Origin of the sequence: Vibrio sp. AIC-3 (assembly GCF_013114515.1) — a bacterium.
GTDB classification, from domain to species: Bacteria; Pseudomonadota; Gammaproteobacteria; order Enterobacterales; family Vibrionaceae; genus Vibrio; species Vibrio crassostreae_C.
On sequence record NZ_VTXG01000031.1, the window covers coordinates 25342 to 47598 of the forward strand.

At 46.5% G+C, this 22257-nt stretch carries 21 protein-coding genes; 17 read left to right on the forward strand and 4 right to left on the reverse strand.

Features of this window, described 5'->3' with window-relative positions; all coding sequences use genetic code 11:
* The first annotated feature begins 146 nt into the window (after window positions 1–146).
* The 6 genes from gcl (at window position 147) to F0229_RS18060 (ending at window position 7768) form a co-directional block, all read left to right on the forward strand.
* Window positions 147–1919 carry a glyoxylate carboligase gene (gene gcl, locus F0229_RS18035; protein ID WP_108020162.1) on the forward strand — a complete coding sequence of 591 codons (1773 nt, stop codon included), beginning with the start codon at window positions 147–149 and terminating at the stop codon, window positions 1917–1919.
* Window positions 1920–2035: 116 nt separating this feature from the next.
* Window positions 2036–2812: a hydroxypyruvate isomerase gene (hyi, locus tag F0229_RS18040; RefSeq protein ID WP_171733392.1), complete on the forward strand. Its 777-nt coding sequence runs from the start codon at window positions 2036–2038 to the stop codon at window positions 2810–2812.
* 37 nt (window positions 2813–2849) lie between these two features.
* The gene (locus F0229_RS18045) at window positions 2850–3746 is read left to right on the forward strand and encodes a 2-hydroxy-3-oxopropionate reductase (protein ID WP_102450556.1); all 897 of its coding nucleotides are present in this window, start codon (window positions 2850–2852) and stop codon (window positions 3744–3746) included.
* Window positions 3747–3988: 242 nt separating this feature from the next.
* Window positions 3989–5299 carry a glycerate kinase gene (locus F0229_RS18050; protein ID WP_171733393.1) on the forward strand — a complete coding sequence of 437 codons (1311 nt, stop codon included), beginning with the start codon at window positions 3989–3991 and terminating at the stop codon, window positions 5297–5299.
* Window positions 5300–5462: 163 nt separating this feature from the next.
* Window positions 5463–6071, forward strand: a complete 609-nt coding sequence (locus F0229_RS18055) for a TetR/AcrR family transcriptional regulator (protein ID WP_171733394.1) — start codon at window positions 5463–5465, stop codon at window positions 6069–6071.
* A gap of 260 nt (window positions 6072–6331) precedes the next feature.
* Window positions 6332–7768, forward strand: coding sequence for an amidohydrolase (locus tag F0229_RS18060; RefSeq protein WP_171733395.1), 1437 nt, complete (start codon window positions 6332–6334; stop codon window positions 7766–7768).
* A gap of 86 nt (window positions 7769–7854) precedes the next feature.
* On the opposite strand, the gene F0229_RS18065 is transcribed toward F0229_RS18060, so the two are convergent.
* From F0229_RS18065 to uraH, 4 genes are all read right to left on the reverse strand, one after another.
* The gene (locus F0229_RS18065; protein WP_171733396.1) at window positions 7855–9216 is read right to left on the reverse strand and encodes an 8-oxoguanine deaminase; all 1362 of its coding nucleotides are present in this window, start codon (window positions 9214–9216) and stop codon (window positions 7855–7857) included.
* A gap of 158 nt (window positions 9217–9374) precedes the next feature.
* Complete coding sequence (locus F0229_RS18070) at window positions 9375–10826, reverse strand: nucleobase:cation symporter-2 family protein (protein ID WP_171733397.1); 1452 nt, start codon at window positions 10824–10826, stop codon at window positions 9375–9377.
* 230 nt (window positions 10827–11056) lie between these two features.
* On the reverse strand, window positions 11057–12400 hold the full coding sequence (locus F0229_RS18075; protein WP_017065002.1) for an NCS2 family permease: 1344 nt from the start codon (window positions 12398–12400) through the stop codon (window positions 11057–11059).
* 244 nt (window positions 12401–12644) lie between these two features.
* The gene (uraH, locus tag F0229_RS18080; RefSeq protein ID WP_171733398.1) at window positions 12645–12998 is read right to left on the reverse strand and encodes a hydroxyisourate hydrolase; all 354 of its coding nucleotides are present in this window, start codon (window positions 12996–12998) and stop codon (window positions 12645–12647) included.
* Window positions 12999–13409: 411 nt separating this feature from the next.
* Between uraH and puuE the strand changes: the two genes are divergently transcribed.
* From puuE to F0229_RS18135, 11 genes are all read left to right on the forward strand, one after another.
* A complete protein-coding gene (gene puuE / locus F0229_RS18085) occupies window positions 13410–14330 on the forward strand; it encodes an allantoinase PuuE (protein ID WP_171733399.1) in 921 nt (306 codons plus the stop codon).
* Window positions 14331–14353: 23 nt separating this feature from the next.
* Complete coding sequence (uraD, locus tag F0229_RS18090; protein ID WP_017061596.1) at window positions 14354–14869, forward strand: 2-oxo-4-hydroxy-4-carboxy-5-ureidoimidazoline decarboxylase; 516 nt, start codon at window positions 14354–14356, stop codon at window positions 14867–14869.
* Between the two features lie 123 nt (window positions 14870–14992).
* A complete protein-coding gene (alc, locus tag F0229_RS18095; protein ID WP_171733400.1) occupies window positions 14993–15979 on the forward strand; it encodes an allantoicase in 987 nt (328 codons plus the stop codon).
* A gap of 14 nt (window positions 15980–15993) precedes the next feature.
* Window positions 15994–16554, forward strand: a complete 561-nt coding sequence (locus F0229_RS18100; RefSeq protein ID WP_004732859.1) for an ureidoglycolate lyase — start codon at window positions 15994–15996, stop codon at window positions 16552–16554.
* 14 nt (window positions 16555–16568) lie between these two features.
* Window positions 16569–17888, forward strand: coding sequence for a urate hydroxylase PuuD (locus F0229_RS18105; protein ID WP_171733401.1), 1320 nt, complete (start codon window positions 16569–16571; stop codon window positions 17886–17888).
* 285 nt (window positions 17889–18173) lie between these two features.
* Window positions 18174–19391: a DUF3644 domain-containing protein gene (locus F0229_RS18110; RefSeq protein ID WP_171733402.1), complete on the forward strand. Its 1218-nt coding sequence runs from the start codon at window positions 18174–18176 to the stop codon at window positions 19389–19391.
* Window positions 19392–19485: 94 nt separating this feature from the next.
* A complete protein-coding gene (locus tag F0229_RS18115; protein WP_065605951.1) occupies window positions 19486–20082 on the forward strand; it encodes a DJ-1/PfpI family protein in 597 nt (198 codons plus the stop codon).
* Between the two features lie 96 nt (window positions 20083–20178).
* Window positions 20179–20418: a hypothetical protein gene (locus F0229_RS18120; protein ID WP_171733403.1), complete on the forward strand. Its 240-nt coding sequence runs from the start codon at window positions 20179–20181 to the stop codon at window positions 20416–20418.
* Between the two features lie 16 nt (window positions 20419–20434).
* On the forward strand, window positions 20435–20908 hold the full coding sequence (locus F0229_RS18125) for a GrpB family protein (protein WP_017092274.1): 474 nt from the start codon (window positions 20435–20437) through the stop codon (window positions 20906–20908).
* Window positions 20909–20990: 82 nt separating this feature from the next.
* Window positions 20991–21461: a GNAT family N-acetyltransferase gene (locus F0229_RS18130; protein ID WP_061021356.1), complete on the forward strand. Its 471-nt coding sequence runs from the start codon at window positions 20991–20993 to the stop codon at window positions 21459–21461.
* Between the two features lie 248 nt (window positions 21462–21709).
* Window positions 21710–22228, forward strand: coding sequence for a hypothetical protein (locus tag F0229_RS18135; RefSeq protein ID WP_029222168.1), 519 nt, complete (start codon window positions 21710–21712; stop codon window positions 22226–22228).
* The last annotated feature ends 29 nt before the right edge of the window (window positions 22229–22257 follow it).

Consider the following 22257-nt stretch of genomic DNA (forward strand, 5'->3'; position numbering starts at 1 on the left):
AATTGTAAGCTTTTCAGGGTTGATGCTTACTCAAATGGCAGTGTGATGTAACAAAATTGTTTCATTTTGGGGTTGATAAATAGCGAGGATGGTTCATAGTACACAAAAGTTAGTTTAATTGTATACAATCTTAACTGGAGGTTCGAATGGCAATTATGAAAGCGATTGAAGCAGCGGTAGAAGTGCTTAAACGTGAAGGAGTAGACATCGCATTTGGTGTTCCCGGCGCAGCAATAAACCCTATGTATGCAGCGATGAAAAAGCTCGGAGGAATCGATCACGTCTTAGCTCGCCACGTAGAGGGTGCATCCCATATGGCTGAAGGGTACACACGTACCAGTCAAGGAAATATAGGTGTGTGTATTGGTACTTCTGGCCCGGCAGGAACGGACATGATCACGGGGCTTTATTCTGCATCAGCTGACTCGATCCCTATCCTATGTATCACTGGTCAGGCTCCGCGCGCTCGCCTTCATAAAGAAGACTTTCAAGCGGTCGATATCGAATCGATTGCCAAACCAGTCACTAAGTGGGCAACCACGGTGCTGGAACCTGCACAAGTGCCACGCGCATTTCAAAAAGCCTTTCATTTAATGCGTTCGGGTCGCCCGGGTCCAATCTTGATTGATCTACCGATTGATGTTCAGCTGGCTGAGATTGAGTTTGATATCGATACCTATGAACCGCTAGAACCTTACAAACCGCAAGCAACTCGCGCGCAGGTTGAGAAAGCATTAACTATGATGTCTCAATCGGAAAAACCGCTGATTGTATCGGGTGGTGGCGTGATTAACGCTGGCGCATCTGAATTGCTCCAACAGTTTGCAGAAATCACCGGAGTTCCTGTGATTCCAACCTTGATGGGTTGGGGCTCGATCCCAGATGATCATGAATTAATGGCAGGCATGGTAGGGCTACAAACTTCCCACCGTTACGGTAACGAAACCATGCTCAACTCTGACTTTGTGTTTGGTGTCGGTAACCGATGGGCAAACCGTCATACCGGCTCTGTCGATGTTTACACCGAAGGCCGAAAGTTTGTTCACGTTGATATTGAACCGACCCAGATCGGTCGCGTGTTCTGCCCAGATTTAGGCATTGTCTCTGATGCGAAAGCAGCGCTAGAGCTAATGGTTGAAGTGGCGCAAGAGTGGCGTGACGCTGGCAAATTGCCGAACCGAAATGCTTGGGCAAGCGAGTGTCAGGAACGCAAATCGACCATGCTGCGTAAAACCAATTTCGATGAAGCACCAATGAAACCGATGCGTGTTTATGAAGAGATGAACAAGGCATTTGGCCGTGACACTTGCTATGTGAGCACCATTGGTTTGTCGCAAATCGCCGCCGCTCAGTTCCTGCATGTTTATAAGCCTCGTAACTGGATCAACTGTGGTCAAGCAGGCCCACTAGGTTGGACTACACCCGCTGCATTAGGCGTACGAGCAGCTGATCCAGATCGCGATATCGTTGCTATCTCTGGTGATTACGATTTCCAATTCATGATCGAAGAACTGGCCGTTGGCGCGCAATTTAACTTGCCATACATTCATGTGTTGGTGAACAACTCGTATCTAGGTTTAATTCGCCAAGCACAGCGTCAATTTGATATCGATTATTGTGTACAACTGGCGTTTGATAACCAGAATGCGCCAGAGCTTGAAGGCTACGGTGTTGACCATGTAGCCGTTGTTGAAGGCCTAGGTTGTAAGGCAATTCGAGTTCGTGAACCAGAGCAAATTGCGGCAGCGTTTGAGCAAGCTAAAGAGCTGATGAACAAGCATAAGGTACCGGTTGTTGTTGAGTTGATTCTTGAGCGAGTAACCAACATTGCGATGGGCGTTGAGATCAATGCAATTAACGAATTTGAACCACTTGCCGAAAGCCGCGACGATGCTCCAACCGCGCTAGCGTACAAGTAATCATTAAGTAATGTGTATCCGTAGAATTGAGGTTTAGATCTACAGAAAGTCTCCAATAGAGCGAGGCTTTACTACAAATAACCAGATTTTTACAGATAAAGAATAAGGACAGAGTCATGGTAAAATTTGCAGCAAACTTGTCAATGTTATTCACGGAAGTTGATTTTATGGACCGCTTTGAAGCTGCCGCAGAAGCGGGCTTTCAAGGTGTGGAATACCTTTTCCCTTACGCCTTTGATGCTCAGGCAATCAAAGCAAAGCTCGATGCTAACAACTTAGAGCAAGTGCTATTCAACCTGCCTGCGGGTGATTGGGATGCTGGCGATCGTGGTATCGCGGTCGACCCAGCACGAGTTGAAGAATTTCAAGCGGGTGTACCTAAAGCCATCGCTTACGCAAAAGCGCTCGGTTGTACTCAAGTGAATTGCTTGGCGGGGATTGTTCCGCAAGGTGTGACCCAACAAGACGCGCAATCGGCGTTTGTGATTAACCTGCATTACGCGGCGAACGCGCTAGCAGCAGAAGGCATCAGCTTAGTGATAGAAGCGATCAATACACGCGATATTCCGGGCTTCTTCTTAAACACCACAGAGCAAGCTAAAGCGATCATCAAAGAGGTAGGGAGCGATAACCTTTCTATCCAATACGATATTTATCACATGCAAATTATGGAAGGCGATCTTACGCCGACCATGCAGCAGAACATTGGCCAAATCGCACACGTGCAACTGGCGGATAATCCAGGCCGACACGAACCGGGTACCGGAGAAATCAATTACCCATTTGTGCTCAATTATCTTGATGAGCTTGGCTATCAAGGCTGGGTGGGCTGCGAATACAAACCTAAGACGACGACGACAGAAGGCCTTGGTTGGCTACACCAGTACCGTTAATTGCGTCTGGTAACCCTCAAACGTTAAGGAGAACAACATGTCTAAAATTGCATTTATCGGAACTGGCATCATGGGTAAACCTATGGCGAGTAACCTTCAAAAAGCAGGTCACGATTTGATTCTGTCGGATCACTTTAATGCAGCACCTGCCGATCTTGTGGCAGCGGGTGCAACGGTCTGTCATTCACCCGCGGAAGCGGCTGAAGCAGCAGATATCATTATCTTAATGGTGCCGAATACCCCTCAAGTAGAAGACGTCCTGTTTGGTGACAATGGCGTCGAGCAAGGCCTTACCGCCGGTGGCGCTGCTGGAAAACTGGTTATCGATATGAGTTCAATCTCACCAATCGCAACCAAAGCGATTGCAGCGCGAATCAACGAAGGCGGTGCTTCATACCTCGATGCACCGGTATCAGGTGGCGAAGTAGGCGCTATCAATGCGGCGCTGACTATCATGGTTGGCGGTGAGCAAGAAGCCTTTGATAAAGCACGACCTCTGTTCGAAATCATGGGTAAGAACATTACGCTAGTAGGCGACAACGGTGCGGGTCAAACCTGTAAGGTGGCGAACCAGATCATTGTTGCTCTGAATATCGAAGCCGTGTCTGAAGCCTTGGTATTTGCTTCGAAAGCCGGTGCTGATCCAGCACGCGTACGTCAGGCTCTATTAGGTGGCTTTGCTAACTCTAAGATATTGGAAGTACACGGTGAGCGCATGGTTGAAGGTACCTTTGACCCTGGATTTAGAATCTCACTTCACCAGAAAGACTTGAATCTGGCGCTAACGGGCGCAAAAGAGCTAGGGGTTGCACTACCGAATACGGCCAATGCTCAGGAGTTGTTTGGTGAATGTGCCGAAATGGGCGGTGAAGGTTGGGACCACTCTGCGCTTATTCAAGCGATTGAGAAACGTTCTGATCACTCGATTCGTTAATCTAGTTAACGGTTTGTCCGTTTAGTGGTTAATCAATCAACCGATTATCCGTTAATTAATTAGGGCTGCTATCGATTCGTAGCCCAACAGTTTGTTTATAAATCGCGTAGTTTCGTCTCCTTTTATACGCGTTCCTGATACGAGGCAGAGGTTGAAGTTGTTCCTTTCCAACTTGATCTTAGCAGGCACCCTTTGGCCTTGTATCGGGGTTCTTTTTTTCTCCGTCAACTAAGGAGTGGCTGATGGACATTGATGCTAAGCAATTTCTGCAAACCCTTTTCTCAAGTGCTGTTAATCAGGCGCTACCTACAAATCACATAGAACCTTTTCTTCCTAAAGACATTTTTTATCGCTCTGCTAATCAAGCCGGGCGTACTGTGGTGATAGGAGCAGGTAAAGCGGCCGCGTCAATGGCAGCAGAGCTTGAAGCGGTTTGGCAGGCAAAAAAACAACAAGACCTAGCACTGCGTGATCTTGAAGGCTTAGTCGTGACCCGCTACGAACACACCGCACCTTGCGAACACATTGAGGTGATTGAAGCAGCGCACCCCGTGCCAGATGCGATGGGCTTAGAAGTAAGCCAACGTATGCTGCAATTGGTTAGTGGCTTGAGCGCTGACGACACGGTTATTTGTCTATTGTCGGGTGGCGGCTCTGCACTATTAAGCTTACCCGGTGGTGACATCAGCCTAGCAGAGAAGCAACAAATCAATAAGGCGCTGCTTAAATCAGGCGCCGCCATTGATGAGATGAACTGCGTTCGTAAGCATTTATCTTCAATCAAAGGTGGTCGCCTAGCGAAAGCCGCTTACCCAGCAAGAGTCGTATCTTTGGCGATTTCAGATGTGCCGGGCGATGACATCAGTGTGATTGCATCGGGCCCGACCGTACCCGACACCACCACGCGTTTTGATGCGATGGCCATTTTAGAACGTTATCAAATAGAAACACCACGCTCGGCATTTGAATGGCTAAATAATCCAGAGTCAGAGACCATTAAGCCAGATGATGCCTGTTGGAAGAACGCGGAGCACCATATTATCGCCACACCAATGTCGGCATTGGAATCCGCTGCTGCAGAAGCTGAAGGTTTGGGCATTCCTGCTTATGTGTTGAGTGATTGTATAGAGGGAGAAGCGCGAGATGTTGCGAAAGTTCACGCTGCGTTGGCTAAGCAAGTGGCCAATCACAAGCACCCATTTGCGACGCCTTGCGTGATACTTTCCGGTGGCGAAACCACAGTAACCGTTAAGGGCAATGGTCGCGGTGGGCGTAACTGTGAGTTCTTGTTGAGCCTATATAATGAGCTTAAAGGCCAAGACAACATATTTGCATTGGCCGCCGATACCGACGGGATTGATGGCGTGGAGGACAATGCGGGTGCGTGGATTACCCCACAAACATGGCTGCAAGGTTCGAGCCTGTCGCTTAAAGCGCAAGACTACCTCGATGCCAACAACAGCTACGACTTTTTCAAGCAAGTCGATGTGCTTCTTACCACGGGGCCGACGCTGACCAATGTGAATGACTTCCGCGCAATATTGATTCTTTAACTTGAACAGTTCAAAAACACGGTATGGAATGGTCGCTTCTTAACAAATAGAGCGGCCATTTTATTGTTATCAATGCGGTGACCTTGAGTTCTGAGATTATCTTCTGGACTAATGAAGCACGTTGATTACTATGATTTTAGTAACGAGCTGTAAAGGATGCAATATGTCTAGGATCAGACAAAAGAATCAAGATTTAATCATCGAAGTCGCGTGTGAACAATTCGCCACTCATGGTTATGCCGCAACAAAAATGGCTGATATCGCAAAAGCGGCCGACATTCCCAAGCCCAACGTATTCTACTATTTCAGCTCTAAAGATAAGCTCTACAACGCTGTGCTTGAAACCGTCACTCAGCCTTTACTTGAAGCATCTCGTCCAATTGAAGATCTCAGCGATCCTGTTGAAGCCTTGTCTCAATATATTCAAACCAAACTGATCATTTCTCGCGACCATCCACATGCCTCTAAAGTGTTTGCTAATGAAGTGATGTCTGGCGCGAAAGTGCTACCAAAAGAGATTGGCGATGAGCTGTATAAGCAATCCCAGATGATCCTTGATAAGTTCTCAACGTGGTCAGCGCAAGGTCTAATGGACGATGTTCCTGCACACCATTTAATGTTCACCATATGGGCGGCGACTCAAACCTACGCTGATTTTGGCTGGCAGATTTGCAGCGTAATGCAGAAAGACCAGCTCGATGATAAAGACTATGAAGATGCCGCTGAGTTCATCACCCAGCTGGTGATTAAAGGGTGTGGTGTGAAAAGCTAACGTTATTTGAATGTTTTTTTTGGGTCTGCGATTGCAGGCCTTTTTTGTTCGTGCATTTGAGTGAGCATATGTGCAAAGCTACTTTTGTGACCTGTTGTGCAATAACTTATTTATCTTGAATTTGGCTCGATTAGGTATGCCATTTTATTTAAAGTTAGCGTTATAGTATCGGCAAAAATTCAATTCCGTCATTTTTATCAAAGCTAGAAGCTAATATTAGACTTCTATATTTATTACACGCACAACATTAAGGTTTAGCAATGACGCTTAAAAGCTTGGCATGCACCATCAGCGCAGTTCTGCTTGCAGGTTGCGGTTCAACGGTCGCGACGCAAACATACAACGCTGATCTGATCATCACCAACGGACAGGTTCTCACCATCAATTCAGAAATGGATGTGATTGAAGATGGTGTTGTTGTAGTGAAAAACGACCAGATCATCGCAGTCGGTACCGAGGATTTAATGACTCAATATCGCGCAGAAAAAGTGATTGATGCTCAAGATGGAATCGTCATGCCGGGTATGGTGAACGCGCACAACCATTTACCGATGATCGCGTTTCGTGGCTTAGGGGAAGAGGGCATCTCGAATCGTCTGTTCGCTTACTTCTTCCCTCTAGAAGCCGAAAAGCTAAGCCGTGAACTGATTTACAACGCAACCAAGCTTGGCTCTATCGAACTAGCACAAAGCGGTGTAACCACTTATGCCGATATGTATTACCACATGGATGAAATGGCCAAGGCGACCAAAGAAGTCGGCTTACGCGCTGTGCTCGGCGAAACCGTGATTAAGTTCCCAGTGGTCGATGCCAAAGAACCTTATGGCGGCATTGAATACGCCAAAGGCTTTATCGAACAATACAAAAACGATGAGCTAATCACGCCTGCTTATGCGCCACATGCGGTGTACACCGTGAGCAAAGATAAGCTGCAAGAAATCAACAAGCTGTCTGCTCAATACGATGTGCCGGTGCTGATTCACGTTGCTGAATTCCCAAATGAAGAGAAACGCATCAAAGATGAAACTAAGGCAACATCGCCAGTCGAATACATGGATGAAATTGGTGTGCTGGACGAGCGCGTAGTCATTGCTCACGGTATCCATCTTTCGGAGAACGATCAAAAGCTTCTAAAGCAAGCTGACGCAGGGATCTCATACAACCCAATGGCGAACGCTAAAGGTGCAACTGGCATCGCACCAGCATGGGATATGTACCGTGCTGACATGCGAGTAGGCTTAGGAACAGATGGCCCAATGAGCTCTAACCAAGTCGATATCATGCGCACATTAAGCTACGCAGCGAACATGCAACGTTTAAAGCATTCTGACCGCACTATCATGATTCCTGAGCAAGTTATCGAGATGGCGACATTAGGTGGCGCGAAAGCCCTACACATGGAAGATCAAATCGGTTCTCTTGAAGCGGGTAAGAAGGCAGACATCGTGATTGTAGAGACAACATCAGCGAACATGATGCCAAATTACGACCCTTACGCGACCTTGGTTTACCAAGCGAACCCAAGCAACATCGACACGACGATTGTGAACGGCCAAATCGTAATGGAAAACCGTGTAATGCACACCGTTCAACTGGATGAAATCCGCCAAAGCGTCGATGAGTTTGAAACAGATATCAAAGCCTTTGCCAAAGAGCTTTCTAAGAAGGCGATTAAGTCGAAGAGCTTGATGGATTAAGATGTAAATCGGTTTCTAAAAATCGAACTGAATGAACAAGGCCGACATCACGTCGGCCTTTTTTCGCTTTTCTAGTTAGAGAGTATTTAATTATTCATCGCCAGTTTACCTAGCTTCATTGCAGCTGCATGGTGGCGGTGCATTAGTTGTTCCATGTCTACGCCAATCACGGCACCATCGTTAACTCGCCATTTTCCGGCTACCATCACTTTATCCGCTTGTTGAGCGCCGCAGAGTAGTAGTGCTGCCAGCGGATCGTGGCTGCCAGAGAAACGAATGTCATCGAGCTTGAACATCGCGATGTCGGCTTGTTTACCGACCTCTAGTGTACCGATATCCGTTCTACCCATTGCGCGTGCCGATCCGGACGTTGCCCAGCGCAGTGCGTCGAAGTGTGAAACATTGGCAGAGCCATATTGCAGGCGTTGTAGATACATCGCCATGCGCACTTCTGCAATCATATTGGAGCCGTCATTCGAGGCGGAACCATCGACACCTAGGCCGACTTTCACGCCAGCGGCTTCGAGGTCGTTGTTCTTACAAATACCGGAAGCCAGCATCATGTTGGACGTCGGGCAGTGGCTGATGCCAATGCCTGCTTTGCCCAATCGTTTGATCTCTTCTGGGTTGAAGTGAATGCCGTGTGCAAGCCAAGTGCGTTCATTCAGCCAGCCGACATCTTCTAGGTAATCGACAGGGCGTAGACCGAACTTCTCGATACAGAAGTCCTCTTCATCGAGCGTTTCGCATAGGTGAGTGTGCATCATCACGTTCTCACGCTCACTGATCTTGGCGGTCTCTTTCATCAGGTCGGTGGTGACTGAGAACGGCGAACAAGGCGCGAGTGCGATTTGAATCATCGCCCCTTCATCACGCTGGTGGTAATCGCGAATCAAGCGTTGGCTGTCATCTATAATGGTTTGTTCGGTTTGAATGGTGTGTCGTGGAGGTAGCCCACCTTCATCTTCCCCTAGGCTCATGGAGCCGCGAGTGAATATCGCTCTTACGCCCAATTTCTCTGCCGCCTCGACTTGTAAATCGATGGCGTGTTCTAGTCCGTTTGGCAGTAAGTAATGATGATCCGACGCTGTGGTACAGCCCGACATCATTAACTCGACCAGCGCCAACTCTGTAGCAAGGCTCATCATCTCAGAGTCGAGATTGGCCCAAACAGGGTAGAGGCTTTGTAGCCAATGGAAGAGCTCTTTATTCAGTGCGCCGGGGTAGGCACGCGTTAGGGTTTGATAGAAGTGGTGGTGCGCATTGATAAGCCCCGGGGTCACAACATGACGAGAGGCGTCGACGCTGTAATCTACGGGTAAGGTTGGCTCTTTGTGTTTGCCAACCAGCTCAATGATTTTATTACCTTTAATGACAATACCGCCTTCTGCATCAGCGAGTGATCCAGTGTAGATTGCGAGAGGATTCTTAATCCAGATGGTTTCCATTCATAGTAGTCCTTAGCCATCTCAGCCTTTTCAGGGAAGAGGGTCTTTGCTGGTATTTGCTGTTGATAGATAAATTCGAATCAGGGGCGTTAAAACGTTCAATGTTCTAATCAGCCCTGATCCTACGGAAATCGGTTTTACGTTAGTCAGTGAACTAGCTAGTTCGCTTTGGGCTCAGGGTTTTCTGAAGCCGCTTGAACGTCTGCTTCTGTGCTTGCTTGTTGAATCTCTAATTGCTCGTCTGAGTGTCGTTCTTCTTCAGCCTGTTCTTTCATTTCTAGTTCAACTTGCGCTTGGCTCTCGGCTAATGCTTCTTGCTCTTCTGCTCGTGAAGATTTCGGCAACACAAGGTTTAGCAGAACCGTCATGATGGTGCCTGTTGTAATGCCAGAATGAAGGAAATTCGCCAAATCATGCGGTAAGTGTTGCAACAATCGTGGTTCGAAAGTGACGGCTAAGCCAGACGCTAAGCCAACACAGATTACCAAGGCATTTCGCTTGGTGTCTGCGGCTTTGATCAACATGCGGATACCCGCGTAGGCAATCATACCGAACATCACAAAACCCACACCACCTAGAACAGGTTTCGGAATCGTGACGGCAATAGCGGCTAATTTCGGGAATAAACCACCTAAAATTAACAAACCACCGGTTGCAGCTACTACATAGCGACTTGCTACACCTGTGATACCCACAATACCGACGTTTTGGCTGAATGATGCTAGTGGCATTGCCGTTAAAATTGAAGATAAGGTACTTCCAAGGCCATCGCCTAGAAGACCACGTTTTAAGTCTTTACCGCTGACTTGGGTTTGGCAGTTGTTGCCTAATGCCATGAAGTCCCCCGTTGCTTCGGCGATAACCACGATGTACACCAAGCTCATACTGATGATGGCGCTCGCAGAAAAGGTAAAGCCATATTTGAAGGGTTCAGGACCACCAACCCAAGCGGCAGAGCTGATTTGCTCAAGGTCGACCATGCCGAGCGATAGCGCCACAATGTAACCGCCCGCTAAACCAATCACGATGGCCGAAGCGGCAACCGCGCCTTTACAGTAAACCGATACGCCAACCACAATCCCCAAAGAGATCAGTGCTAGAAACAGCTTTGGCAGCGTGGCGAATTGTTCCGTGTTGGCAGGAGAATCGCCAACCCAGTTCATGGCAACCGGTAAAATGGTTAAGCCGATTAGGGTAACCACCACACCACTTACCACGGTCGGGAACAGCTTGCGAACCTTGTCCATGTAGAAGCTGGCACCAATTACCACGAATGAGCCGATAAGTGCTGAGCCCATGATAGCGGCGACACCACCTTCGTTACCGATGGAAATAGCCACACCTAAAAAGGCAAAGCTTGAGCCCATTACAACAGGCAGTCGAATACCAACAGGGCCAAAACCGAGACATTGCGCGACAGTCACAATACCAGAAGCCAATAGCGCCGCATTGATCAGTGAAACGATCTCTGTGTTAGGTAGGCCGATAGAAGCACCGACAATAAGCGGGACAGCGACGATGCCACCAATCGAGGCGAGCATGTGTTGTAAAGCAAGTAGAAGGGTTAGCCCATGGGGCGGTCTTTCATTAAGGGTGTACAGAAGTTTCATTTGATATTCCTCTGCCTGCGTTTCCGTTTCCGTTTACAGGCGATTGGCGGTCAAATAATGACTTCTACAAACTGCGTAGGGTCATAAAAAAGTGCACTGAATCGGTAGGGTTTCTGCTCTCTCGTCATCAATGCAATTAGCTTTCTTAAAAATCATGTTGTTGCTTGGCTTGCGAACCAGCCAAGCAACGTTGTGAGCAATCAAGAAATGACTGCTCAGGAGCTTTAGGGTTAACCGATGAACACTAGCTTGGCGATGAAGATAGCCGCTAGGAAGTACATCGAGATAGACACATCTTTGGTTTTACCTGTCGCCAACTTAAGCACTGTGTAGGTAATGAAACCCAATGCGATACCGTTCGCGATAGAGAAGGTCAGTGGCATCATTAGTGCGGTAATCGCGGCTGGAGCACCGTTAGTGAAGTCTTTCCAATCGACGTGCTGCATGCTGCTCATCATCACGAATGCGACGTAAATAAGAGCACCAGACGTTGCGTAAGCGGGGATCATGCCTGCAAGCGGTGATAGGAAAATTGCCGCTAAGAACAACACACCAACCACGATTGCTGAAAGACCTGTACGTGCGCCTGCTGCAACACCGGCTGCACTCTCTACATAACTGGTTACTGGCGGACAGCCTACACACGCACCTGCCACGCTTGAAATACTGTCGGCTTTCAGTGCTTTGCTTAGGCCTTCAATCTTGCCCGTTTCAGGGTTGGTCAGGTTTGCACGCTCAGCTACGCCCATCAAGGTACCAGCTGTATCAAACATGTTTACAAAAAGGAAAGCCAAGATAACACTGATCATCGATACGTTTAGTGCACCGGCGATATCCATTGCCATAAAGGTAGGCGCTAAGCTTGGTGGTGCAGCGAAGAAGCCATCGTAGTGAACTAGGCCAAGCATCATGCCGACTAGCGTTACACTCAAAATACCGATAAGCACCGCGCCAAACACTTTACGCTCACTCAGAACCGCAATGATCAAGAATGCAATCGCAGCAAGCAGAGCTTCTGGTTTCGTGAAGTCACCCAATGAAACCAAAGTTGCTGGGTTTTCGACGACGATACCCGCTGTTTTTAAGCCAATTAGACCTAAGAACAAACCAACACCTGCAGTCATTGAATAGCGCAAGCTCTCTGGAATACTCTCGATGATCCATTGGCGGACTTTGTAAAAACTCATCCCGACAAACAAGATACCGGAGATAAACACCGCACCCAGTGCCACCTCCCAGCTGTAACCCATTTCGCTCACAACCGTGAAAGAGAAGAAGGCGTTCAAGCCCATGCCCGGTGCAAGGCCGACAGGCCAGTTCGCGAATAAGCCCATTAACAAACAACCAATCGCGGCACCAATACAGGTAGCGACAAATACAGCCCCTGCATCCATACCTGAAGCGGCCATGATTTGTGGGTTAACGAAGATGATATAAGCCATGGTTGCGAAGGTGGTGACACCGCCGACTAACTCATTTTTTACGCTGCTTCCGTGTGCCTTAATCTTAAAGAGTTTCTCTAAAATTCCGTTGTTCGCATCTTGGTTGAGTATTTCTGTTTTACTCTCACTCATGTCTGCAAGTCCTTTTATGTTGTGATCCATTTATTGAATACAGCGAGATTTCAATATTAAGTTTTAAGGTTTTTCCTAGCTCTAACTCGTTATGAATAAGCTTTTCGTGGCTCATTTTTTAACTGTTAACGTTGTTAGTATTTTTATGTGAGCGTGCTTAATGAGCGCGCATCTTTTTATATGCACGCATGAATCTGTTTATTATTGGGTGATAGAGCCTAGATCGGGATTCTAAGCATCGGGACTAACTGCCCCGATAAGTCGAGAAACTGTATGGTGAGACTAAAAGCGGAACGTGGTAGTGCGCATCGGGATCATCCAAGCCGAAGCGAATAACCACATCGTCTAGGAAAGGCACGCCATCCAATTCCACACCTTTGTTTTTGTAGTAGTCGGCTACATAGAATACCAATTGGTATTTCCCCGGTCGGAAATCATTTCCTGCCAGAATCGGCGCATCGGTTCGGCCATCGGAGTTAGTGAGTACCGTCGCCAGCTTTTCTGTTGAGCCTTCCTTGACCTTATAAAGCTCTACCTTGATCTCTGCACCCGGTAAGCCGTGAGTAGTGTCTAATACGTGTGTTGTTAGTCTTCCCATAGTCCTTTAATAGCGCTTTTGGCGCTCCTCTGTTCCGTGGTTTATGTATCCATTTCGACCCTGCAAAGAATGCAACTGGTCACTTTGTTATCACTAACTATGTACGAACTGTATACAATTAGTAAAGAGAATTGTTGGAAAAATGTTAACTATTTAGTCGTTTTTTCTGACTTTAAAGATGTGGATTATTGGTTTTTGGTCGAGGGTTGTATTGTTAAGGTATTGTTTTTAAATGGTTTGACTGAGAAAAATTAACTTGAATAACAAAATCTTTACATTGAGATAAATAATTGTATACAATAAATGTACAGGGGTAAGGTTGCTCAGTTTTTGGAAAATCCATTCACTGATTCATTTTGATGAACCAACGAAAGAGCGGCTAAGCCAACCACTTATGTTAGGAGTACTTGGATGAATAAGGATTATTCAAGAAATTTGATCGGTTACGGAGCTAACCCTCCAAACCCTCAATGGCCAGGTAATGCGCGCGTCGCGGTTTCTTTTGTATTGAACTATGAAGAGGGCGGTGAGCGTTGTTTGTTACATGGAGACGACGAGTCTGAAGCTTTTCTTTCAGAGATCCCGTCAGCACAGCCGATTAAAGGCGAACGTCACATGAGCATGGAATCCATCTATGAATATGGTAGCCGTGCGGGTGTATGGCGTGTTCTTCGTTTGTTCGATGAATATGAAATCCCACTGACCGTCTTTGCGGTCGCAATGGCGATTGAGCGTCACCCAGACGTTGCCAAAGCCATGGTCGAAGCGGGGCACGAAATCTGTAGTCACGGTTATCGCTGGATAGACTATCAATACATTGATGAGTCTGAAGAGCGCGACCACATGACCAAAGCGATTGAGATCATCCAACAAGTGACGGGGCAGCGCCCACAAGGTTGGTACACAGGTCGAACTGGGCCGAACACTCGTCGCTTAGTCGCAGAAGAAGGCGGCTTTCTTTACGACTCCGATGCCTATGATGATGACTTGCCTTATTGGCACACCGAGACTGGTCATCCGCAATTGGTGATCCCTTACACACTCGATGTAAACGACATGCGTTTTTCAACCGCGCAAGGCTTCAACTCGGGTGAGCAGTTCTTCCAATATCTGAAAGACACGTTTGACACCCTTTATATGGAAGGCGAAACCGCGCCGAAAATGATGTCGGTTGGGCTGCATTGTCGTCTGATTGGTCGCCCCGGTCGTATTGCTGCATTAAGACGCTTCTTAGATTACGTCAAAGAACACGACAGTGTGTGGCTATGTCGTCGAATCGATATCGCCAACCACTGGCACCAACATCACCCATACAACGAACAACAAAATTAGAACGAACAGCAAGGAGGCTTAACGTGACTGAATTTCGATCTTGCCAACCAACAACCATGAACCGCGATACCTTTGTCGCGCACTTTGCTGATGTGTACGAACACAGCCCATGGGTTGCTGAAGCGGTTTATGACCAAGGTTTGAATGCCGAAGATGATCATATCGAGAATCTTCATCTAAAAATGGCATCAACCTTGTTAAATGCCGACCAAGGCAAACAGTTGGCTTTGATCAATGCTCACCCAGATTTAGCGGGCAGAGCAGCAGTAAACGGCGAACTCACCGAGTCGTCGACCAAAGAACAAGCGGGGGCGGGCATCGACCAGTGCAGCGCCGAAGAATTTGAAAAATTCACTTCTTACAACAACAGCTACAAAAGTCGCTTCAATTTCCCTTTTATCATGGCGGTGAAGGGAGCCAATCGTTACCAAATTCTTGAGTCGTTCGAGATGCGATTAGGAAATGATAGTGAAACTGAGTTTGCTACGGCGATTCAAGAGATCAACAAGATCGCGATGTTTCGTCTCTGGGATATGTAAGTTAACGGAGTTAACAGCTATCTCAGCCCAGTCTTAGTGCGTTAAAGGTTTGATTTGTAAAAACATAAGCCACTAAGTTCTCATTTTATTATTACTTGATTAATTTCATAGGATTACACGGACATGACCCATAAATTTGAACAGTACATAAACCTTGCAGACGAAAAACTCGGCGCAGAAGCTATCTTCGCAACCGACGATTTTTTCGCAGATAAAAGCCGTCTACTCAGCCACGCAGCGCCAGAGTGGAAAGACGACTTATATGACGACAACGGCAAGTGGATGGACGGCTGGGAAAGCAGACGCAAACGCGGCGAAGGTTACGACTACTGTGTCGTTCGCCTTGGCCTAGCTGGCACGATTGCTGGCGTTGATATTGATACCTCATTCTTCACAGGTAACTTCCCACCTTCGGCATCAATCGACGCGTGTTATTCACCACAAGGTGAGCCAACAGATTCAACAGAGTGGCAAGAAATTCTGCCTTCAATGGCACTACAGGGTGATCATCATCATCTTGAAGACATTGAAAGTGATCAAGTATTTACGCACCTGCGTTTGAACATCTACCCAGACGGTGGTGTTGCACGCCTACGTGTTTACGGCCGACCAAGTGTTGATTGGGACGCAATAGACTCTCATCAACAGGTGGATCTAGCAGCCGTTGAGCATGGTGGCCGAGCACTCGCATGTAGCGATGAGCACTACGGTAACAAAGCCAACATCTTAGGCCCAGGCCGTGGTGAAAACATGGGTGATGGCTGGGAAACAGCACGTCGTCGCACACCGGGTAACGATTGGGTAATCGTGGCATTAGGCCACCCAGGTAATATCGAACGTATCGTTGTGGATACGGCACACTTCAAAGGTAACTACCCAGACAGCTGCTCAATCCAAGCGGCTTACGTGAAAGGTGGCACCGACGACCAAGTGGAAACACAAAGCCTATTTTGGCGTGAACTCTTGCCAGCACAAAAGCTGAAAGCGCATGAGATTCACGAATTCATTTCTGAGGTAAACGACCTTGGTGCGATTACCCACGTACGTGCAAACATATTCCCAGATGGTGGTATCAGCCGTTTGCGTCTGTTTGGTACGAAAGCTAAATAGGTAAGGAAATGAGTATGAGTAATGGAATACGTCGTTTATCTATCGAACCGTTAACCAAGCAGGCTTTTGCAGAGTTTGGCGATGTTATCGAGTCCGATAATAGTGATTTCTTCATGATCAATAGTGGATCAACACGTCGCTACCACAAGCTAGCGACAACGGATGTGCAAGACCAAGATGGAGAAGCCATCATCAGCATCTTCCAAGCCACACCGTTGAGCTACCCACTGACCATCAAAATGTTAGAGCGTCATCCACTTGGCTCTCAGGCATTCATTCCATTACTTGGTCAACCCTATTTAATTGTTGTTGCGCCAAAAGGCGACGATCCAACATTAGCCAATAGCCGAGCTTTCTTGAGCAACGGTCGTCAAGGAGTGAACTATCACAAAGGGGTGTGGCATCACCCAGTTCTCGCCCTCACCGATCAAGACCAGTTCTTGATCGTCGATCGAGGCGGCGAAGGGCACAACTGTGACGAAGTTTATTTCGACAGCGATCGCGTGGCATTGCATTTGGACGACTTGCCAACGGACGACAATAAGGAAGAGCAACGCTTAGCTAAAGCGTTGTGATACAGGAGTTTATTATGGATCCGCATATTACAGAGTGGTTGAACTTAGCAATACGCTGGGCTCACATGATTGTTGGTGTTGCGTGGATAGGCGCATCATTTTACTTTGTTTGGTTAGAGAACAACCTTAACCGAGTAAACCCAAAAACGGGCCTTTCAGGCGACTTATGGGCAATTCACGGCGGTGGTATTTATCACCTAGAGAAGTACAAACTTGCGCCACCAGAGATGCCAGAGCACCTGCACTGGTTCAAATGGGAAGCCTACTTCACGTGGATCACCGGTGTGTGTCTACTGGGTGTGGTTTACTACCTTAACGCTGAAATCTACCTGATTGCACCGGGCTCTGGCCTTGATTCAACAACGGCAATCGCGATTGGTATTGGTTCATTCGTTGCTGGTTGGTTTATCTACGACTTACTGTGTGACTCGCCTTTAGGTAAAACCCCCGTGTTGCTTGGCGTTGTGCTGTTTTTGCTGCTCGTCGCTGCGACCTATGGTCTAACCCAAGTGTTCAGTGGCCGTGGTGCTTACATTCATGTGGGTGCAATCATTGGTACCATCATGGTGGGTAACGTATTCCGCGTTATCATGCCTGCACAACGTAACTTGGTGAAAGCGATTGAAGAGAAGCGCGAACCGGATCCGGCATTGCCAGCGAAAGGTCTACTGCGTTCTCGTCACAACAACTACATGACCCTGCCAGTGCTGTTCATCATGATCAGTAACCACTTCCCAAGCACTTATGGCTCGGAATACAACTGGCTGATCCTTACTGGGCTAGCGATTTTCAGTATCTTGGTGCGCCACTACTTCAATACCCGTCACGGTAGTCAGAAGTTTGCATGGACAGTGCCAGTCGCGGCATTGGGTATGATCACGCTTGCGTTTGTGACCTCACCTTACGCGAAAAAACAGATGACTCCGGTTGTGCAAGCACCTGTGGTTCAAGAAGTGCAAGTCAGCGCGACTGAATCAGCGACAGAAGAGCTTGCTGGAAACGACACAGCGTCAACGACGACTAGTTCTCAAGCTGTACCTGCAGACCACGCAATGCAAACGGCTAGCGCAGGTGTAAGCTTTGAAACCATTAACAAAGTCATTCAAGAGCGCTGTTCTGTGTGTCATTCATCAACCCCGAGCCACGCCGCTTTTGCTGCTGCGCCAGCCGGTGTGATGTTTGATACCCCTGAAGAGATTAAAGCCAACGTCCCAAGGATTGTTGCTCAAACCGTAACAACCAAGGTGATGCCGCTCGGCAACATGACTCAAATGACCGACGAAGAACGCGCACTCATCGGCACTTGGGTAGAGCAAGGCGCTACGCTTCAATAATGATGTAAATCCTTTACCTAAGAGCATGAGTCTTAGGTGAGGCTTGGGGAGAGTTTGGTTTACGGGCACGCGCCAAACTCATCCCACCCTGTTTCCCCGGTTCCTATAACCGGGGCTTTTTGTTTTTGGACAAAGGAAATGCAGATTTATCATTCAGTTGGTGACTCTATATGCATATGTGAATTAAAGTGTTTTAACAACAGTTTGGCTATATCAAAAGCTGTGTTGTGATTAGAAATAAACATAAGTCATTGTGAACATGTGCTTTCCGAAGGGAAAATAGAGATGGTTAGAAAAGGTATGCTTCTTCAGTTACTGGATGAACTCCGAACGCTTGAAGAAAATGGATCCGAATTTACTGCAAGAGAAGTTGCTGAATCTGTTGGCTACAGTGTTAACTCGGTGAATAAGTATTTTAATGAAAAATTAAAAGGTAAGTATGTTACTAAAGTAAGTCGCTCACTTTGGAAATGTAGCGGTATCACGCAACTATCAAATGACCAGTTTTTCTTATTGATGTCTCAGAGTCAAAATACTCAAGGAAAGTCACCTGATGAAGTGTTCTCAAATCAGCTCATTAAAAGAAGTCATGATGCTTTTACTTTAGCTTTGGAGGTATATAACCGGCCTACATTAGGTAATCGTGTAGAAGCATTTACGATTATGATGGTGAACGCTTGGGAGCTTATGTTGAAATCGGAATTGGCTAAAAGAGACGGAGCATCAAGCATTTTTAAAGATGGCGACTTTAGCATTAGCATTCGTGAAGCTATGTCTAAGCTAATGGACCCTTCTGACAATGTATTTAAGAATTTGGAAACCTTAATAGATTTGCGTGATCAGGCTATTCATCTTTTAATTCCAGAGTTACAACCTCAACTATCGCGTTTATTTCAAGCAACGGTTCTTAACTATCAAAAACGGTATAAATTACTAATGGGTAATAGCCCACTAGCTGGTCAAAGTGTGGGTTTGCTTAGTCTTATTGTTGATGGATTTGAGCCTGAAACCGCGGTAATTAAAGAAACTTATGGAGAGCTTACCGCTTGCCAAGTTAAAAGTTTTTTGACGAAATTTACTGAAATTGCGAAAGAGTGTGATTCAGATGAGTTTTCCATTTCTATAGATTACAAATTGGCATTGACTAAAAAATCATCAGAAAGTGATTTATCTCTCTCCCTGAGTGATGGCGGTGAGAAAGCAATCATTATTCGAGAGACCAAAGGCCCAGATATCACTCATCCGTATCACCAGAAAACGGCTATTGAAGAAATCAACGCAAGACAAGAGTATGTAAATATTACAAGCCACTCCTTTCAAGCGGTTGTTAAGAAAAACAAAACTCAGAACTCCAAATGTTCAAATTACCATTATGAGTTAGATGGGCGACATAGATACTCAGAAGCGTTCATTGAATGGTTTGTGAATAATTTACATCAGAAGAATTGGTTGATTGGTGCTTTGAAGAGTTATCGCAATAGTCGTAAGAAAGTTACTGTCTGATGATAATCTCTTAGGCTAGTATGTGCAGTTCAGGTTTTGTGTACAACTAATACTTGAACTGAAATTTCGACTACTCAAAGAGATAAGGATAAATATGGATATTGCCGTCCTAACATTTGATGGATTCAACGAGCTGGATTCTTTCATCGCCTCGGGTATTTTGAACCGAATGAAAGAGTTTGGCTGGAATGTGCAGATTACTAGTCCCACAGAATCAGTGACTTCAATGAATGGAGTCACAATTAAATCTCAACAGCCTTTAGAGTTCGCGAATACTGCTGATGCGGTGTTGTTTGGTAGTGGCATGTTGACCCGCGATATCGCCCAAGACGCTAAATTACTTTCAAGGTTAAGCCTTAACCCACAAGTACAATTAATTGGCGGTCAATGCTCTGGGACTTTGTTAATGTCGGTATTGGGGTTACTGAATCAAGTCCCAGCCTGTACTGATTTAACAACGAAGCCATGGGTAATTGAATCCGGTGTGAAAGTGTTGGACCAGCCGTTTTATGCGGAAGGTAACATTGCTACAGCGGGTGGCTGTTTGTCGTCTAAATACTTAGCTGCATGGGTTATCAGTAAACTCGCAGACCAAGCACATGCCGAAGCTGCAATTCACTATGTTGCGCCTGTTGGTGAGAAAGAAGACTCTGTGAATCATTGCATGTCGATAGTAAGTACTTACGTTTAAACTGATTCATTGCGTGCGCAGTCCTGTATAAGGTTCTTGATATGAATATCTACACATGGCACTTTTATTCCAAATTGACTTTAGTTAGGACAAAAAATGGAAGACTTGATAGTCGCGTATTTTAGGGCATTGAGCTCATTCTTTAGGTATCTGTTTCAGTCGATATTGATTGAGTTCATTGGTTACGGAGCTGGCTGGATAGTCTGTAAAGTATTCACATTAGGGCGCTTCCCCCCATTGATTCCAACTGAAAAAGAGCGAATCAGAATCTCTTATATCGGAGCTATTAGCATCGTGTTATTTCTGTTAGCAATTGGTGTCTTCAATAGTTTGTGATTCGGAGTGAGGATACATGAAATTTTACCCTGCGGAGCAATACCAAGCGGCTTGCTACGAGCTGTTTATCCGATACGAACGTGAAATCAAAAAGCTAATCCCTAACGCGAGAGTTGAGCATGTAGGCGCATCTTCTATTCCATCAGCCGTATCTAAGGGCGATTTGGATATCTTTGTAGGTGTTGATCTTGGCGAACTTGAGGATGTTATAGAGAGGCTCACAACACTCGGCTTCAATGAGAAACTCGATACCTTAAGAACGCCGGAACTGTGTATGTTGGAGTCTACATTAGGGGATGATGTGGCGTTGCAAGTGGTCGCCAACGGTTCTGAGTTCGAATGCTTTCTAAGGTTTCGTGACAAGCTACGTGCGAATCCGGCATTAGTTCAACAATACAACACCCTCAAAATGTCTTGCGAAGGTTGGCCGCAAGAAGAGTACCGTGAAAAGAAGTCTGACTTTATCGAGCATGTGCTGGCGGTGAAATAGCAAGTCGTCTTGTGATAGATTGAGTGAGGTTAGTGCCACAACCATGGCTTTCCATTTCCCACCAATTCCTCTAGGTAGGCTTATGATTACAATTAGAAAAGCGGTTGAGTCTGATGCTCAGGATATTTTCGATATTCGAAGCCGCGCCATTATCGAAAAGTGTTCCGCTTATTACTCAGAAGAACAGCTGTCAATATGGACGCAGGGTGGAATGTCTGATGGATTCATAAGCGATGTAGTCCAAACCTTTCACGTTTCAGAAGTTGATGGTCGAGTGATTGGCAGCGGTAAGATCAACATCGAAACCGGTATGGTTGATGCTATTTTTGTTGACCCAGATTTTTCCGGAAAAGGCGCAGCGAAGCAGATGTTGCAGTTCTTAGAGGAACTCGCGATTCAACACAATTTGCCGTTAATGAAGTTAGAATCGACTCTGAATGCCGCTGCGTTTTATCGTGCGTGTGGCTTTATTGGTGATGAACTTTCCACTTATCACTCTCCTAGAGGTATTAGCCTCGATTGCATCCCGATGGAAAAGCCGTTAGTAGCTTAAATAAACAGCGCCAACGCCAATTGTTGGTGCTGTTTTTACTTTCCTCTTACACTCTTTTCAAATATCGAAACTAGCATCAAATTTCTCTTTGTTACACCGGCAAGTCTCTCATTATGAAGAACTTCTTTGATAGCGAACTCATGCTCTCTAGCTCCTTGAATTTCGTTTTGCTATCGCTTGGGCTAACGCTCCTTTTTCATCTTCCGATTTGGTGTGGGTTCAACTTGAGCCGACGCAAGTGGAAGCTTATGGATTATTTATGGCCGTTCTTGGCGGGTATCGGGATGCTGGGTGCAGTGTCTGAGATTCGTGCGAAAGTAGCGGGTGATTGGGTTGAAACAGAACAAACCAGAGCGGTGGCGATTTTAGAATCGGTTCAGCAGTTTTCTTTGGATAAGCTGAGAAGTGATACCTGCACCGGTCAACCATCTTTAGATAATCACGCTCAGCACCATGAAGCGTGTTTGTGGTATTTGAATACGGCGATCACGTTCAAAGATGTCGATTTTACCTTGTTACCCAACGCATCGGATTTTACGGTTCCTGCGCCTAGCGTATCGCTGGTGGAAAGCGATGCCGTGTGGGTGGATGGTATGCTGAGTCAGTATGAGATGCAGAAAAACCAATACATAAAAACCAGAGAAGCGCAGGTGAAGCAGCCACTAGAAAGTATCTTTTGGTATGTGAGTCCTTACTTAGTGTGTTTTGCGATTGCGTTACGTTTGACGAAAGTCACCGCAGAGCTCAAATTAGATAAGTGCGCATAGTTTGAGTTCCTATACCCAGATAGAAAAGG